11 protein-coding genes are annotated in these 15,151 nt (G+C 69.5%); all 11 read left to right on the top strand.

The window, feature by feature from the left end; all coding sequences use genetic code 11:
* Window positions 1-25 precede the first annotated feature (25 nt).
* The 11 genes from ABD770_RS12880 to rpoZ all read left to right on the top strand — a co-directional run bounded on the left by ABD770_RS12880 (window position 26) and on the right by rpoZ (window position 15,088).
* Window positions 26-3,295, top strand: coding sequence for a DEAD/DEAH box helicase (locus tag ABD770_RS12880; RefSeq protein WP_344820073.1), 3,270 nt, complete (start codon window positions 26-28; stop codon window positions 3,293-3,295).
* A gap of 79 nt (window positions 3,296-3,374) precedes the next feature.
* Window positions 3,375-4,946: a Rieske 2Fe-2S domain-containing protein gene (locus ABD770_RS12875; protein ID WP_344820072.1), complete on the top strand. Its 1,572-nt coding sequence runs from the start codon at window positions 3,375-3,377 to the stop codon at window positions 4,944-4,946.
* 243 nt (window positions 4,947-5,189) lie between these two features.
* Window positions 5,190-5,720 carry a bifunctional pyr operon transcriptional regulator/uracil phosphoribosyltransferase PyrR gene (gene pyrR, locus ABD770_RS12870; protein WP_344820071.1) on the top strand — a complete coding sequence of 177 codons (531 nt, stop codon included), beginning with the start codon at window positions 5,190-5,192 and terminating at the stop codon, window positions 5,718-5,720.
* Complete coding sequence (locus ABD770_RS12865) at window positions 5,717-6,682, top strand: aspartate carbamoyltransferase catalytic subunit (RefSeq protein ID WP_344820070.1); 966 nt, start codon at window positions 5,717-5,719, stop codon at window positions 6,680-6,682. Before pyrR ends, ABD770_RS12865 begins: the two co-directional genes overlap by 4 nt.
* Complete coding sequence (locus ABD770_RS12860) at window positions 6,679-7,995, top strand: dihydroorotase (protein ID WP_344820069.1); 1,317 nt, start codon at window positions 6,679-6,681, stop codon at window positions 7,993-7,995. The genes ABD770_RS12865 and ABD770_RS12860 overlap by 4 nt, the downstream gene beginning before the upstream one ends.
* Window positions 7,992-8,498, top strand: a complete 507-nt coding sequence (locus ABD770_RS12855) for a PH-like domain-containing protein (RefSeq protein ID WP_344820068.1) — start codon at window positions 7,992-7,994, stop codon at window positions 8,496-8,498. The genes ABD770_RS12860 and ABD770_RS12855 overlap by 4 nt, the downstream gene beginning before the upstream one ends.
* The gene (gene carA, locus ABD770_RS12850; protein WP_344820067.1) at window positions 8,495-9,688 is read left to right on the top strand and encodes a glutamine-hydrolyzing carbamoyl-phosphate synthase small subunit; all 1,194 of its coding nucleotides are present in this window, start codon (window positions 8,495-8,497) and stop codon (window positions 9,686-9,688) included. The genes ABD770_RS12855 and carA overlap by 4 nt, the downstream gene beginning before the upstream one ends.
* Window positions 9,688-12,975 (top strand): carbamoyl-phosphate synthase large subunit, encoded by a 3,288-nt coding sequence (carB, locus tag ABD770_RS12845; RefSeq protein WP_344820066.1) that lies wholly within the window; start codon window positions 9,688-9,690, stop codon window positions 12,973-12,975. Before carA ends, carB begins: the two co-directional genes overlap by 1 nt.
* Complete coding sequence (gene pyrF / locus ABD770_RS12840) at window positions 12,972-13,835, top strand: orotidine-5'-phosphate decarboxylase (RefSeq protein ID WP_344820065.1); 864 nt, start codon at window positions 12,972-12,974, stop codon at window positions 13,833-13,835. Before carB ends, pyrF begins: the two co-directional genes overlap by 4 nt.
* Window positions 13,828-14,736, top strand: coding sequence for a guanylate kinase (gene gmk, locus ABD770_RS12835; protein WP_344820064.1), 909 nt, complete (start codon window positions 13,828-13,830; stop codon window positions 14,734-14,736). Before pyrF ends, gmk begins: the two co-directional genes overlap by 8 nt.
* A gap of 97 nt (window positions 14,737-14,833) precedes the next feature.
* A complete protein-coding gene (rpoZ, locus tag ABD770_RS12830) occupies window positions 14,834-15,088 on the top strand; it encodes a DNA-directed RNA polymerase subunit omega (RefSeq protein WP_344820063.1) in 255 nt (84 codons plus the stop codon).
* Window positions 15,089-15,151: the final 63 nt, after the last annotated feature.

Raw genomic sequence — 15,151 nt, 5'->3', positions numbered from 1 at the left:
CGGAGCCCCGCGGAAGGATGCGCAGATGAGCATTCCCCGGCCCAGCGCCCAGCAGCTGCGCAGGCTGGCGGGCGACGGCGGTTACCAGCGCGGGCTCGACTACGCCCGCCGCGGTCGGGTCAAGCACGTCTCCTGGGACGCCGTCTCCGAGACGCTCACGGCTGAGGTGTACGGCGGTGCGAGCACCCCCTATCTCTGCCGCGCGCAGTTCCGCGGCGGCCAGATCCTCAGCACCAGCTGCACCTGCCCCGTGCCGGGCGCGTGCAAGCACCTCGTCGCCGCCATGCTCGTCGCGCCCGCCAGGGAGGCGGAGGAACAGGCCGTCACGCAGACCCGCAGGGACACCCAGCGCGCGGCCTGGCGCAGCCTCGTCCCGGTGACCCGGCCCGCCGACGCGCTCGTCCCGCTCGCCCTCGGCGTCGAGCTGCGCGTACGACCGCCGCGCACACGGGATCGATGGGGTGCCGCGCCCGCCCGCACCGCCACTCCACGTGCACTGGTCCGCGACCACGGCGAGGTGCAGCTGGCCGTCCGGCCCCTCCTGCGCAGCACCTCCACGGGGAAGTGGATCCACGGCGACGTCACGTGGGACGCGCTGCGTCGCCCCGGCACCCGCTTCGACCCTGCTCAGGCCCGCTGGTTCGTCGACTTCCTCGCCATCGCGCGCGACTCGCTGCTCTCCGGCACGGCCACCGAGTGGATCCCCCTGGACCGGGTCGAATCCCCGCTGATCTGGCAGCACCTGCATTCGCTCGGAAGCATCGGCGTTCCCCTCGTGGCAGTGCAGAAGCACACCACGGTCCGGCTGGCGGACACCGTCACGGCGGGGATCCGAATCGCGGACGACGAGCACGGCGGACTGCGAGTCGGGGCCGACATCCGCTTCGACGGGGAGCAGGCGCCCACGGCATCGGTCCGGCCGGTGGGGATGAGCGGCGTCTACCGCTGGGAGGTCGTCGGCGCGGCGATCGAGGTCACCCTGGCGCCCGTGGCGCTGAGCGCACCCGTGCGCGCGGCCATCACGGCCGCCGAGGACATCGAGGTGTCCGCGGAAGATCGCGATCTGTTCCTCACGGAGGCGTACCCCTCCATCGCCCGGCAGGCGCCCGTCACAGCCGCGGACGGGCTGGAGCTGCCGGATCCGGTCAGACCCGAACCCGTGCTTCGGGTCCACTTCGGCGCCGATGACCGCCTCGAGCACCGCTTCGAGTGGGAGTACCGCGGCCAGGGCGCTGTCCCGCTGACGGTCGGTGAGCCGGTGCCGGCGGACCATGCGTTCCGTGATGCGGAAGCCGAGCTGCAGGCTCTTCACGAGCTGGAGCGCATCTGGGCCTCGGCCACGGACCAGCCCTTCGAGGCGCGGGGCGTGCACCTGGGCGTCGCCACGGCGGAGTGGGCGACGACGGTGCTGCAGGCCTTCGAGGCCGGCGATGTGCGCGTCGTCGTCACCGGCGGGCGCAAGGAGTACCGTGAGCTCGCCGGTGCGCCGGAGATCACCGTCTCCACCGTCGACTCTCCGGACCCGGACTGGTTCGACCTGGGCGTGATCGTCAAGATCGACGGGGTGTCGATCCCGTTCACCCCGCTGTTCACCGCGCTCAGCATGCGGCGCACCAAGCTGCTGCTCGTGGATGGGAGCTGGTTCTCGCTGGCGCATCCCGCACTGCAGAGGCTGCGAGAGCTGATCGACGAGGCCGCCCACCTCGCCGAGTGGGAGACCGGACCGCGGATCAGCCGTTACCAGACCGCGCTGTGGGCCGACTTCGAGGACCTCGCCGATCAGTCCGAGTCCGCTGTCGCCTGGCGTGCGCTGGTCGAGGGCCTCCGCGACGTGGAGCATGTGCCTTCCACGGACATCCCCTCCGGCCTGCAGGCGCGGCTGCGCCCGTATCAGAAGCAGGGCTTCGACTGGCTCGCCTTCCTCTGGTCGCACGGGCTGGGCGGCATCCTCGCCGACGACATGGGCCTCGGCAAGACGCTGCAGCTGCTGTCGCTCATCGTGCACGCCCGCGAACAGGGGGAGCGGCGCCCCGTCCTCGTGATCGCTCCGACGTCCGTGCTGGGCACCTGGCGCAGCGAGGCCGCGCGGTTCGCACCGCGGCTGCGCGTCACGCTCATCCAGGGCACTGCCGCTCGGCGCGACGAGCGGATCGCGGATGCGGCGCGCGACGCCGACGTGATCGTCACGTCGTACACGCTGCTGAGACTCGACGACGACGAGTACGCCGACGTGGAGTGGGCGGCGGTCGTGCTGGACGAGGCCCAGTTCGTGAAGAACCCCTCGACCAAAGCGCACAGGGCCATCGCGGGATTGCGGGCCCGCGTGAAGATCGCCGTCACCGGCACGCCCCTGGAGAACAGTCTCACCGACCTGTGGGCGCTGTTCTCGCTGACAGCTCCGGGCCTGTTCCCCTCGGCACGCAGATTCCGCGAGGAGTACGTGCAGCCCATCGAGAAGGGCAGGGTGCCGGAGACCGAGGAGGGCGGCGACTACCGCCGGCGCAGATTGGAGCGACTGCGCCACCGCATCCGACCGCTCATGCTCCGCCGCACGAAGGAACTCGTCGCCGCCGACCTGCCCGACAAGCAGGTGCAGGAGGTGTTCGTCGACCTCCTGCCCGCGCACCGCGCCCGATACGACGCCGTCCTCCAGCGCGAACGGCAGAAACTGCTGGGGCTGCTGGCGGACCTGGACCGCAACCGGTTCATCGTGTTCCGCTCGCTGACGATGCTGCGGATGCTCGCCCTCGCTCCGGGACTGATCGACGAGGCCGACACCGCCATCCCCTCCGGCAAGCTCGACGTGCTCGTCGACCGCGTGCGCGAGCTGCAGGAGGAGGGCCACCGCGCGCTGGTGTTCAGCCAGTTCACCAGCTTCCTCGACCTCGCCGCGCGGCGGCTGACCGACGCCGGCATCGACCATGCGCGCCTGGACGGGGCCACGCGTCGTCGCGGCGACGTCGTCGACGAGTTCCGGGCAGGCGCGCAGCCCGTGTTCCTCATCAGCCTGAAGGCCGGCGGCTTCGGTCTGACCCTCACGGAGGCCGACTACGTCTTCCTCCTCGACCCGTGGTGGAATCCCGCGGCCGAGGCGCAGGCCATCGACCGCACGCATCGCATCGGCCAGGACCGCCGCGTGTTCGTCTACCGGCTCATCGCCGCCGACACCATCGAGGAGAAGGTGCTGGCGCTGCAGCAGCGCAAGGCACGGCTGTTCACGGCGGTGATGGATGACGAGGCACTGTTCTCCCAGGCCCTGACCGCCGACGACATCCGCGGGCTCTTGGAGAGCTGAGCGGCACGAGCCGATCGATCCGGTCGGCGCACAGCATCCGATCGATACAATCGTCACTGTCCACAGCAGGAGGAGAGACATGCGGATCACTGCGCTCGGTCACGCCGGGATGTTCATCGAGACGGCGGGCGGCAACGTCATCTGCGACCCCGTGATCGGCCCGTCCTTCTTCGGCTCCTGGTTCCCGTTCCCCGACAACCGGGGCCTGGACTGGGAGCGCTTCGGTCGCGACGCCGACTTCCTGTACATCTCGCACCGTCACCGCGACCACTTCGACCCGCGGGCGCTCGAGGCCTACATCCGCAAGGACATCGAGGTGCTGCTGCCGGAGTACGTCACCGACGATCTCGAGGACGACATCCGCGCACTGGGATACGAGAACATCTTCCACGCGCCCGCGGGCGAGGTCTTCCACCGCGGCGATCTGAAGCTCATGATCACGCCGCTTCGGGCACCCAGTGACGGCCCCATCGGCGACTCCTCGCTGAGCCTCGACGACGGCACGGCATCCATCCTCAACCAGAACGACTCGCACCCGCTCGATCTGGACGCACTGCTCTCGTTCGGCAAGCCGCAGGCCTACTTCACGCAGGTGTCCGGAGCGATCTGGTGGCCGATGGTCTACGACCTGCCGCAGGACTCCAAGCAGAATTTCGCCAGGCTCAAGCGCGAGGCGCAGAACAAGCGCGCCCTGTACTACATCGAGAAGGTCGACGCCCCGCACGTCTTCCCGTTCGCGGGTCCGCCGATGTTCCTCCGCGAGGAGCTGTTCAAGTACAACGGCACGGGGCTCGACGACGACGCGATCTTCACCGACCAGAAGCAGTTCCTCGCGCACTTGAAGGAGCAGGCGCCGCAGTACAACGGGCACGTGTTCGTGCCCGGCACGCAGGTCGACGTGAACCACGGGGAGCTGACCGTGACGCAGACGCTGTACACCGACGCGGAGATCGACCGCATCTTCGACGACAAGTGGGCGTACCTCGCCGAGCAGAAGGCCACCCGCCAGCAGGAGATCATCGATGAGGAGGCCACCAGAGCGGAGGTCATCCCTCCGTCCGAGATGCTCGCCGCCATCAAGGAGTGGTGGGAGCCGCTCATCAAGAAGTCCCGTACGATCCGCCTCGGCGTCGGCGGCAACGTGCGCTTCCGCATCGGCGAGTTGGACATGGTCGTCGACTTCCCCCGAGCGAAGGTGCGCGAGTACGCGGGGGAGGAGTGCATCTACTGGTACACGATCCCCGCCGATCTCGTCTCGACCAACATCCGCGACCACGAGATCGACTGGTCGAACTCGATCTTCCTCTCCATGCAGTTCTCGGTGGGTCGCAGCGGCAAGTTCAACGAGTTCCTCACCACGTTCCTGAAGTGCCTCTCGGTCGACCGCATCGAGTACGTCGAGAACTGGTACCAGGAGCAGACCGACCAGACCGAGGACGCCGAGATCGGCGACTGGGTCGTGCAGCGCCGCTGCCCGCACCTGCGCGCCGATCTCACCCGCACGGGGAAGATCGATGAGAACGGCGTGCTCACCTGCAGCATGCACGACTGGAAGTGGGATCTGAAGACCGGGCGCTGCCTGACCACCACCGGACACCCCATCCGGGTCTCGCAGTGCCCGCTGACCGACGAGGCGCTGCGCGCCGGCTGAGTCGCGGCATCCGCTTCTCCGCTTCCGCCTCTCCCGTTCACCGTCACCGGGAACAGGAGATCGCGCGAGAACAGGACCAACTCGTGGCATCCCGTCCTGTGCTCGCCGAATCTCCTGTTCTCGTGCACGCCCTTCTCGGGGCGGGGCTGCGCAGCGTCCCGACAGGGTCCGGCGGAGCGAGTAGAATCAACGCATCACCCATCCTTTAAGCCCGTCCCGTGAGGCGGAGAAGGGAAGTGGCTGTTGTCTGCACGCACTGTGCTGCAGGAAGCCGACATCACACGCGCGCTGACGCGCATCGCCCACGAGATCCTCGAATCCAACCGCGGGGCGGACGGGCTGGTCCTGCTCGGCATCCCGACCCGTGGGGTGACTCTGGCCGATCGTCTCGGAGCGATCGTCTCCGGCATCGCGCAGACGGAGATCCCGGTGGGCTCCCTGGACATCACGCTGTTCCGCGACGATCTGTCCCGGCACCCGACCCGCGCGCCCAAGCGGACCGAGATCCCCGAGGACGGCATCGACGGGCGGACGGTGGTGCTCGTCGACGACGTGCTGTTCTCCGGGCGCAGCATCCGCGCCGCCCTCGACGCCATCCAGTCCGTGGGCCGCCCCTCGGTCGTCCGCCTGGCGATCCTCGTCGATCGTGGGCACAGGGAGTTGCCCATCCGCCCCGACTTCGTGGGCAAGAACATCCCTTCAGCGCGCACGGAGCGCGTGAACGTGCGGCTGCGCGAGCTCGACGGCGCCGACGAGGTGACGATCGAATCATGAGGCATCTGCTCGATACCCGCGCCCTCGACGGGGAGAGCGCTCTGCGCATCCTCGATGTCGCCGAGGACATGTCCGACACGCAGTCACGTCAGGTCAAGAAACTGCCGACGCTGCTGGGCAAGACCGTCGTGAACCTCTTCTTCGAGGACTCCACTCGCACGCGCATCTCCTTCGAGGCGGCCGCGAAGCGCCTGTCCGCGGATGTCATCAACTTCGCCGCCAAGGGCTCCAGCCTCTCCAAGGGGGAGAGCCTGAAGGACACCGCGCAGACGCTGCAGGCCATGGGGGCCGACGCCGTCGTCGTGCGCCACTCCGCTTCCGGCGCACCTCGCACGCTCGCGACGAGCGGCTGGATCTCCGCGGGCGTCGTCAACGCGGGCGACGGCACCCACGAGCATCCCACGCAGGCGCTGCTGGACGCGTTCACGATCCGCAGGCGCCGCTTCGGCGCCACCAGCCGCGGACACGACCTGACAGGCACGCGGGTGGTGATCGTGGGGGACGTGCTGCACTCCCGCGTCGCACGCTCCAACGTCTGGCTGCTCTCCACGCTGGGGGCGGAGGTGAGCCTGGTCGCTCCTCCCACGCTCGTGCCGCAGAACGTCTCGCAGTGGCCGGTGCGGGTGCTCTACGACCTGGATCAGGCGCTCGCGGAGGAGCCCGACGCGGTCATGATGCTGCGCATTCAGGCCGAGCGCATGCATGCCGCATATTTCCCCACTGAGCGGGAGTATTCCCGACTCTGGGGTTTGGACGCATTGCGCGCGGCGACGCTGCCGGAGAGTAGCATCATCATGCACCCCGGCCCCATGAACCGCGGCCTGGAGATCTCATCCGAAGCCGCCGACTCCGCGCGCTCCACGGTGCTGGAGCAGGTCGCGAACGGCGTGTCGGTGCGCATGGCTGTGCTCTACCTGCTGCTGGTGGGAGAGCGTGACGACGAACGAGGGGAAGTGAAGTGAATCAGACCCTCGTCATCACAGGCGCCCGGCTGCTCGGAGACGACAGCTCCGACATCGTGATCGAGCGCGGCGTCATCACCGAGGTCGGGACCGGCCTGACACGCGCCGGAGCGCGTGTCATCGACGCAGCAGGGCTCGTCGCGCTCCCCGGGCTCGTCGACCTGCACACGCACCTGCGCGAGCCCGGGTTCGAGGCGTCCGAGACCGTGCTCAGCGGAACCCGCGCGGCCGCCGCGGGAGGCTTCACCGCCGTGTTCGCGATGCCCAACACCCAGCCCGTCGCCGACACGGCCGGCGTCGTCGAGCAGGAGCTCGCGCTCGGCGAGGCCGCGGGCTACGCCACCGTGCAGCCCATCGGCGCCGTCACGGTCGGCCAGAAGGGCGAGCGACTCGCCGAGCTCGGCGCCATGGCCGGGTCCCGCGCGCGCGTGCGGGTGTTCAGCGACGACGGCTTCTGCGTCTGGGATCCGCTGATCATGCGCCGGGCTCTCGAGTACGTCAAGGCGTTCGACGGCGTCATCGCCCAGCACGCGCAGGATCCCCGCCTGACCGCAGGAGCGCAGATGAACGAGGGCGTCGTGTCCGCCGAGCTGGGGCTGGCCGGCTGGCCGGCCGTCGCCGAGGAGTCGATCATCGCCCGCGACGTGCTGCTCGCGCAGCACGTCGGGTCCCGCCTGCACGTGTGCCACCTGTCCACGGCGGGCTCCGTCGATCTCATCCGCTGGGCCAAGAAGCGCGGCGTGCGGGTCACGGCCGAGGTCACCCCGCATCACCTGCTGCTGACCGACGACCTGGTCCGCGACTACGACGCCCGGTTCAAGGTCAACCCGCCGCTGCGGACCGCCGAGGACGTGCTGGCCGTGCGCGAGGGACTCGCGGACGGCACGATCGACATCGTCGCCACCGACCACGCCCCGCATCCGGCCGAGAATAAGGCCTGCGAATGGCAGGCGGCCGCCAACGGCATGGTGGGGCTGGAGAGCGCGCTCCGCGTCGTGCACCAGTCCATGATCGCCACCGGCCTGCTGGAGTGGAGCGACGTCGCACGCGTGCTCAGCACGGCGCCGGCACGGATCGGCGGACTCGAAGGATTCGGCTCGCTCGAGGTCGGCGGCCCTGCGCACATCACGCTGTACGACCCCGACCTCCCCGGCGTCTTCACCGAGGCCGACCTGCACGGCCGCAGCCGCAACTCGCCCTATCTCGGCCGAGAGCTGCCCGGGCGCGTGCAGTGGACGATCCATGCCGGCGTGCCCACGGTGGAGGACGGCGTGCTCGTCGAGCAGCTCGACGGAAGGAGCGCGGCCCGGTGAGCAGAGAAGCGGCGGTGCTCATCACCGTGGCCATCGCGGTGCTCATCCTCGTGGCCATGTTCATCGGCTGGCGGCGACGACTGCGACGCGACGCCGCGCTGGAGGCTCCGCTCGGCGTGCCCGAGCACACGGAGGTCGTCGCCCGGCACGAGGTGCTCTACGTCGCCACCACGGCGCACGACCAGCCTCTCGAGCGCATCGCGATGAAGCCGCTGGCGTATCGCGCACGCGGTGAGCTGGCGCTCACCGACAGAGGAGTGGCCTTGAGCCTGGACGGATCCCCGACCGTGTTCATCGCATCCTCGACCCTCGTGACGGTCGACCTGGCGACCGTCGCCATCGACCGTGTCGTGGAGACCGACGGGCTGATCCGCCTGGTGTGGCGGGTCGCCGACGGCGTCCTCGTCGATTCATTCCTGCGCACGGTGTCCGTCGGCGCGCAGCAGATCCTGCCGGAGCTGGCGCGGCTGAGCGCCGGCACGGAGAACGGAGAACAGTCTTGATCGGTTCCATCAGCGTGGCGCAGTCCCCGCAGGCATCCGCCGTGCTCGTCCTCGAGGACGGCACGAGGTACAGCGGGCGAGCCTATGGCGCCACCGGCACCGCACTGGGCGAGGTCGTCTTCGCCACGGGCATGTCCGGCTACCAGGAGACCCTCACGGATCCCTCCTACGCGGGCCAGATCGTGCTGCAGACGGCCCCCCACATCGGCAACACCGGCATGAACCACGAGGACAACGAGTCCGGCCGCATCTGGGTGGCGGGCTACATCGTCCGTGATCCCGCACGGCGCGTGTCCAGCTGGCGTGCGGAGGAATCCCTCGACGATGCGCTGGTACGCGACGGCATCGTCGGCATCAGCGGCATCGACACGCGCGCGCTCACCCGCCGCATCCGCTCGGAAGGGGCCATGCGCGGGGGGATCTTCTCCGGCCCGGATGCCGGGCTGGATGCCGACGAGCAGCTGCGCCGTGTCGTGGAGGCGCCCGAGATGGCGGGCCGGAACCTGTCGGCGGCGGTGTCCGTCACCGAGGTGCGCGTGATCCCCGCCACGGCGGAGCGGATCGGGAACCTCGCGGTGCTGGACCTCGGGATCAAGCAGTCCACCCTCGACAACCTCGCGCGGCTCGGCTTCGACGTGCACGTGCTGCCGCAGTCCGCGAGTTTCGCCGACATCCTCGCCACCGATCCGGTGGGCGTGTTCTACTCCAACGGTCCCGGCGACCCGTCCGCGTCCGATGACCAGGTGGCCGTGCTGCGCCAGGTGCTCGATGCCCGGCTGCCGTACTTCGGCATCTGCTTCGGAAACCAGCTGTTCGGCCGCGCGCTGGGTCTGCAGACCTACAAGCTCGCGTTCGGGCACCGGGGCATCAACCAGCCCGTGCTGGATCGGACCACGGGACAGGTGGAGATCACCGCGCACAACCACGGCTTCGCCGTGGACGCGCCGCGCGAGGAGACTTTCGACAGTCCGAACGGCTACGGTGCGGTCGAGGTCAGCCACATCGGCCTCAACGACCAGGTGGTGGAAGGCCTGCGCGCCCATGACATCCCCGCCTTCTCCGTGCAGTACCACCCGGAGGCGGCCGCAGGCCCGCATGATGCCCACTACCTCTTCGCCAGGTTCCGCGACCTGGTCCTCAGTTCTCTCGGCACCGGCCAGGAGCACACCTCAGAAGGAGACGCCAAGTAATGCCGAAGCGCGACGACATCGCATCCGTCCTGGTCATCGGCTCCGGCCCGATCGTCATCGGCCAGGCCTGCGAGTTCGACTACTCGGGCACCCAGGCCTGCCGCGTCCTCCGCGAGGAGGGCGTCCGCGTGATCCTCGTGAACTCGAACCCGGCCACGATCATGACCGACCCCGACTTCGCCGACGCCACCTACATCGAGCCGATCACCCCCGAGGTGATCGAGACGATCATCGCGAAGGAGCGGCCGGATGCCATCCTGCCGACCCTCGGCGGTCAGACCGCGCTCAACGCGGCCATGGCGCTGCACGAGCGGGGAATCCTGGAGAAGTACGACGTCGAGCTCATCGGAGCCAGGGTGGACGCCATCCGCAAGGGCGAGGACCGTCAGATCTTCAAAGAGCTCGTCATCGCGGCCGGCGCTGACGTCGCCGCCTCCCGCATCTGCCACACCATGGACGAGGTGCTCGCCGGCGCCGAGGAGCTCGGCTACCCGCTGGTCGTGCGTCCGTCGTTCACGATGGGCGGCCTGGGCTCGGGCTTCGCCTACGACGAGGAGGATCTGCGCCGGATCGCCGGTGCCGGCCTGCACGACTCACCGACCCACGAGGTGCTCCTGGAGGAGTCGATCCTGGGGTGGAAGGAGTACGAGCTCGAGCTCATGCGCGACACCGCCGACAACACGGTCGTGGTCTGCTCCATCGAGAACGTCGACCCGGTCGGCGTGCACACCGGCGACTCCATCACCGTCGCACCGGCGCTCACACTCACCGACCGCGAGTACCAGAAGCTGCGGGACATCTCCATCGACATCATCCGCGCCGTGGGCGTGGACACCGGCGGGTGCAACATCCAGTTCGCGGTGGACCCGGCCAACGGCCGCGTGATCGTCATCGAGATGAACCCGCGCGTGTCGCGCTCCTCGGCACTGGCGTCCAAGGCCACCGGGTTCCCGATCGCCAAGCTCGCCGCCAAGCTGGCGCTGGGCTACCGTCTCGACGAGATTCCCAACGACATCACCGGTGTCACGCCCGCGAGCTTCGAGCCGACCCTCGACTACGTGGTCGTCAAGGCGCCCAGATTCGCCTTCGAGAAGTTCCCCGCCGCCGATCCCACGCTGACGACCACCATGAAGTCGGTCGGCGAGGCGATGGCCATCGGCCGCAACTACACGACGGCGCTGCAGAAGGCGCTCCGCTCACTCGAGCAGCCGGGCTCGTCGTTCCACTGGGGAAGGGAGGACAGGTCGGTCGAGGAGCTCCTCGAGATCGCGAAGACCCCGGCCGACGGTCGGATCGTCGTGCTGCAGCAGGCGCTGCGCAAGGGCGCGACGATCGAGCAGGCGTTCGACGCCACGGCGATGGATCCCTGGTTCCTCGACCAGATCGTGCTCATCAACGAGGTCGCCGACGCCGTCGCGACGGCGTCGGAGCTGGATGCGCAGACACTGCGCCACGCCAAGGAGCACGGCTTCTCCGACGCCCAGATCGCGCAGCTGCGCGGCATCGCCGAGCCCGAGGTCCGCGGCATCCGTCACGGTCTCGGTCTGCGTCCGGTCTACAAGACCGTCGACACCTGCGCGGGGGAGTTCCCGGCGCTCACGCCGTACCACTACTCGAGTTACGACCTGGAGACCGAGGTGACGCCGTCCGAGCGCACCAAGGTCGTCATCATCGGGTCGGGCCCGAACCGCATCGGACAGGGGGTCGAGTTCGACTACTCGTGCGTGCACGCCTCCTTCGCGCTGTCGGATGCCGGGTTCGAGACCGTCATGGTCAACTGCAACCCGGAGACCGTCTCCACCGACTACGACACCTCGGACCGGCTGTACTTCGAGCCCCTCACTCTCGAGGACGTCCTCGAGGTGCTGGACGCCGAGTCCCGCAGCGGGAAGATCCTCGGCGTGGTGTGCCAGCTGGGCGGACAGACGCCGCTGGGCCTGGCGAAGGGCATCGAAGCCGCCGGCTACACCGTGCTCGGCACCAGCCCCGAGGCCATCGACCTCGCCGAGGAGCGGGAGCTGTTCTCGCGCCTGCTCGACGCGGCGGGACTCGTCGCTCCGCGCAACGGCACGGCGATCGACGTCGAGGGCGCTGTGCGCATCGCCGAGGAGATCGGCTACCCGGTGCTGGTGCGGCCGAGCTTCGTGCTCGGCGGACGCGGCATGGAGATCGTGTACGACACGCCGTCGCTGCGCGAGTACTTCGTGCGCACGGCGGGCAACGTCATCATCGAGGAGGGCAAGCCCCTCCTCGTCGACCGCTTCCTCGACGATGCGATCGAGCTCGACGTCGATGCGCTCTACGACGGGACCGACCTGTACATCGGCGGCATCATGGAGCACCTGGAGGAGGCCGGCATCCATTCCGGCGATTCCAGCTGCACGCTCCCGCCGATCTCTCTGGGTCGCACGGAGGTGGAGCGCGTGCGCCGCGCGACCCTCGCGATCGCGGAAGGCGTGGGCGTGCGCGGACTGCTGAACGTCCAGTTCGCGATCAGCGCCGGCGTGCTGTACGTCATCGAGGCGAACCCCCGGGCCAGCCGCACGGTGCCGTTCGTGTCGAAGGCGCTCGGAGTGCCCATGGCCAAGGCCGCGAGCCGCGTCATGGCCGGCGGCACCGTCGCCGAGCTGATCGCCGAGGGCATGCTGCCCGCGCAGGACGGCTCCAAGGTGCCGCTGGGCGCCCCGATCGCGGTGAAGGAGGCCGTGCTGCCGTTCAAGCGGTTCCGCACCGAGGACGGCAAGGTCGTCGACTCCGTGCTCGGCCCGGAGATGCGCTCCACGGGCGAGGTCATGGGCATCGCCGCGGACTTCCCCACGGCCTTCGCCAAGAGTCAGGCCGCCGCGTACGGCGGCATGCCCACCTCCGGAACGGTGTTCATCTCGGTCGCCGACGTCGACAAGCGCGATGTCATCCTGCCCGCGCATCGACTGCAGCAGCTGGGCTTCTCGCTCATCGCCACCGAGGGCACCGCCGAGATCCTCGCCCGGAACGGCATCGACGTGGCCCTGGCCGCCAAGTTCAGCGACGCGCAGGAGGCCGGTGAGCGCAACATCGTCGACCTCATCAACGACGGTGAGATCGACATCGTGGTGAACACTCCCAGCGGTGGTGCCGCCCGCGCGGACGGCTACGAGATCCGCGCCGCCGCCGTCGCGGCCGACAAGGCGCTGTTCACCACGATGGCGGTGCTGGGCGCAGCTGTCAGCGGCATGGACGCGGCCGGTGAGGGCTTCACCGTCCGCAGTCTCCAGGAGTATGAGCTGGACAGGCGGGCGGCGCTGTGACCGAACCCTTCGGCGCCCGTCTGCGCGCAGCCCTCGATGCCCATGGGCCGCTGTGCGTGGGCATCGACCCGCACGCCGCGCTGCTGGAGCAGTGGGGCCTCGCGCAGAGTGCGGAGGGCCTGCGCTCCTTCGGGCTCGCCGTCGTCGAGGCGGCGGCGAGCCGGGTCGGCGTGGTCAAACCGCAGGTGGCGTTCTTCGAGCGCTTCGGCTCCGCGGGCTTCGCCGCACTGGAGGATGTGATCGCGGCGGCTCGTGCCGCAGGCCTGCTGGTCCTCTCCGACGCGAAGCGGGGCGACATCGGCTCCACCATGGCCGGATACGCGTCGGCCTGGCTGGTCGCCGGCTCACCGCTGGAATCGGATGCCGTGACGGTCAGTCCCTATCTCGGACCGGAATCGCTGCGGGAGACGATCACCACGGCCGTCCGGGAGGGGAAGGGGGTGTTCGTGCTCGCAGGCACCAGCAACCCTGAGGCGGCGGCCCTGCAGACCGCGCGGACCGTCGATGTCGCAGCGGCCGACGACCAGACCGTCGCCGGCCGCGTGGCGCGCGACGTGACATGGGCCAACGGCTCCGAGGCGTTCGAGGGCGACCTCGGACCGGTGGGGCTCGTGATCGGCGCCACTGTCGATCGCATGGGGCTGGGCTTGAGCGACGACGTGCTCGGCGGCGCGCCGATCCTCGCTCCCGGGTTCGGCGCACAGGGCGCCGTGCCGGAGGATCTGCCCACGCGCTTCGGTTCGGTCGCCTCCCAGGTGCTCGCGAGCGAGAGCCGCAGCATCCTCAGCGCCGGGCCCGCGTCCATCGCGGCGAGGATCGCCGAACGCGCCGCACGTTATCAGGAGGTAGTCCGTGTCTGAAGGTCGGGGCGTCCCCGAAGTCGATCGTGCAGCCGCATCGCGTCGCGCGGTGGAACGACGGCGCGGACGGGCGTCGCTCAAACGCGATCTGTCGACACGGGTCACCGCTCCCCAGGAGATCCTGAGGCGGGCGATTCAGGATGCCGATTCCGATGCCGCCACCCTGCGGATCACCGACTTCCTCATGGCGCTGCCCGCGATCGGAGCGGGGAAGCGGGACCGCATCCTGGAGGAGCTGCACATCTCACCGGTCAAGCGTCTGGGCGGTCTGGGTGTGCGCCAGCTGGCCGCGCTGTCGACATGGCTGGACAGCCGTTTCCCCCCTCGTCTCGCACGACCGGGCCGCAGCCGACTGCTCGTGCTCGCGGGCCCGACGGCGGTCGGCAAGGGCACCGTCGCGGCGCGCATCCGGGAGACCCACCCGGAGATCCGACTCTCCGTGTCCGCCACGACAAGGCCTCCACGCCCGGGCGAGGTGGACGGCGTGCACTACTACTTCGTCGACGATGCCGAGTTCGATCGGCTCATCGCCGAGGACCTGCTCCTCGAGCATGCCGTCGTGCACAACCGGTACCGCTACGGCACACCGCGCGGCCCCGTCGACGAGGCGCTGGACGCGGGCGCGACCGTGCTGCTGGAGATCGATCTGCAGGGCGCTCGCCAGGTGCGGGCGGCGGAGCCGTCCGCCACGCTGATCTTCCTGCTCCCGCCGTCCTGGGACGAACTGGTGCACAGGCTCGTCGGCCGGGGCACCGAGGACGCCGAGGAGCGGGCCCGTCGGCTGCGCACCGCGCGCACTGAACTGGCCGCCCAGAACGAGTTCGATCACCTCGTCGTGAACGCCGACGTCGCCACCGCCGCCCGAGAGGTCGTAGAATTGGCCTCGGGTCCCGCGCGCTGAGCGCTCCCGGAGCGCGTACCGGCGACATCCAGACCCATCACCGACTTCGCGGCACACCGTCAGCAGACGACATCGCCGCCTGACCAGGAGGTCCACCATGGCCGGAACCAATCAGGGCATCATCGATCCGCCCATCGACGAGCTGCTCGAGCGCGTCGAGTCCAAGTACGAGCTCGTGATCTACGCGGCCAAGCGCGCCCGTCAGATCAACGACTACTACTCGGACCTGCACGAGGGCAATCTCTTCGACAACGTCGGCCCGCTCGTCGACTCGTCCGTCGAGGACAAGCCGCTCACGATCGCGCTCCACGAGATCCACGAGGACAAGCTGCGCATCCGCCACGCGGAGTGACCTCCCACATCCTGTGAGCCGCCGGCGTCCACACGTGGATGTCGGCGGTTTCCTGCACACTGG

The organism is Microbacterium soli (assembly GCF_039539005.1).
Taxonomy (GTDB): Bacteria; Actinomycetota; Actinomycetes; order Actinomycetales; family Microbacteriaceae; genus Microbacterium; species Microbacterium soli.
This window is presented reverse-complemented; position numbering and strand designations above follow the sequence as displayed.

Excerpts from the sequence above, each read along its gene's own strand:
- ABD770_RS12875 (WP_344820072.1), top strand. The coding sequence starts at position 3,375 with ATGCGGATCACTGCGCTCGGTCACGCCGGGATGTTCATCGAGACGGCG.
- rpoZ (WP_344820063.1), top strand. The coding sequence starts at position 14,834 with ATGGCCGGAACCAATCAGGGCATCATCGATCCGCCCATCGACGAGCTG.
- ABD770_RS12865 (WP_344820070.1), top strand. The coding sequence starts at position 5,717 with ATGAGGCATCTGCTCGATACCCGCGCCCTCGACGGGGAGAGCGCTCTG.
- ABD770_RS12880 (WP_344820073.1), top strand. The coding sequence starts at position 26 with ATGAGCATTCCCCGGCCCAGCGCCCAGCAGCTGCGCAGGCTGGCGGGC.
- carB (WP_344820066.1), top strand. The coding sequence starts at position 9,688 with ATGCCGAAGCGCGACGACATCGCATCCGTCCTGGTCATCGGCTCCGGC.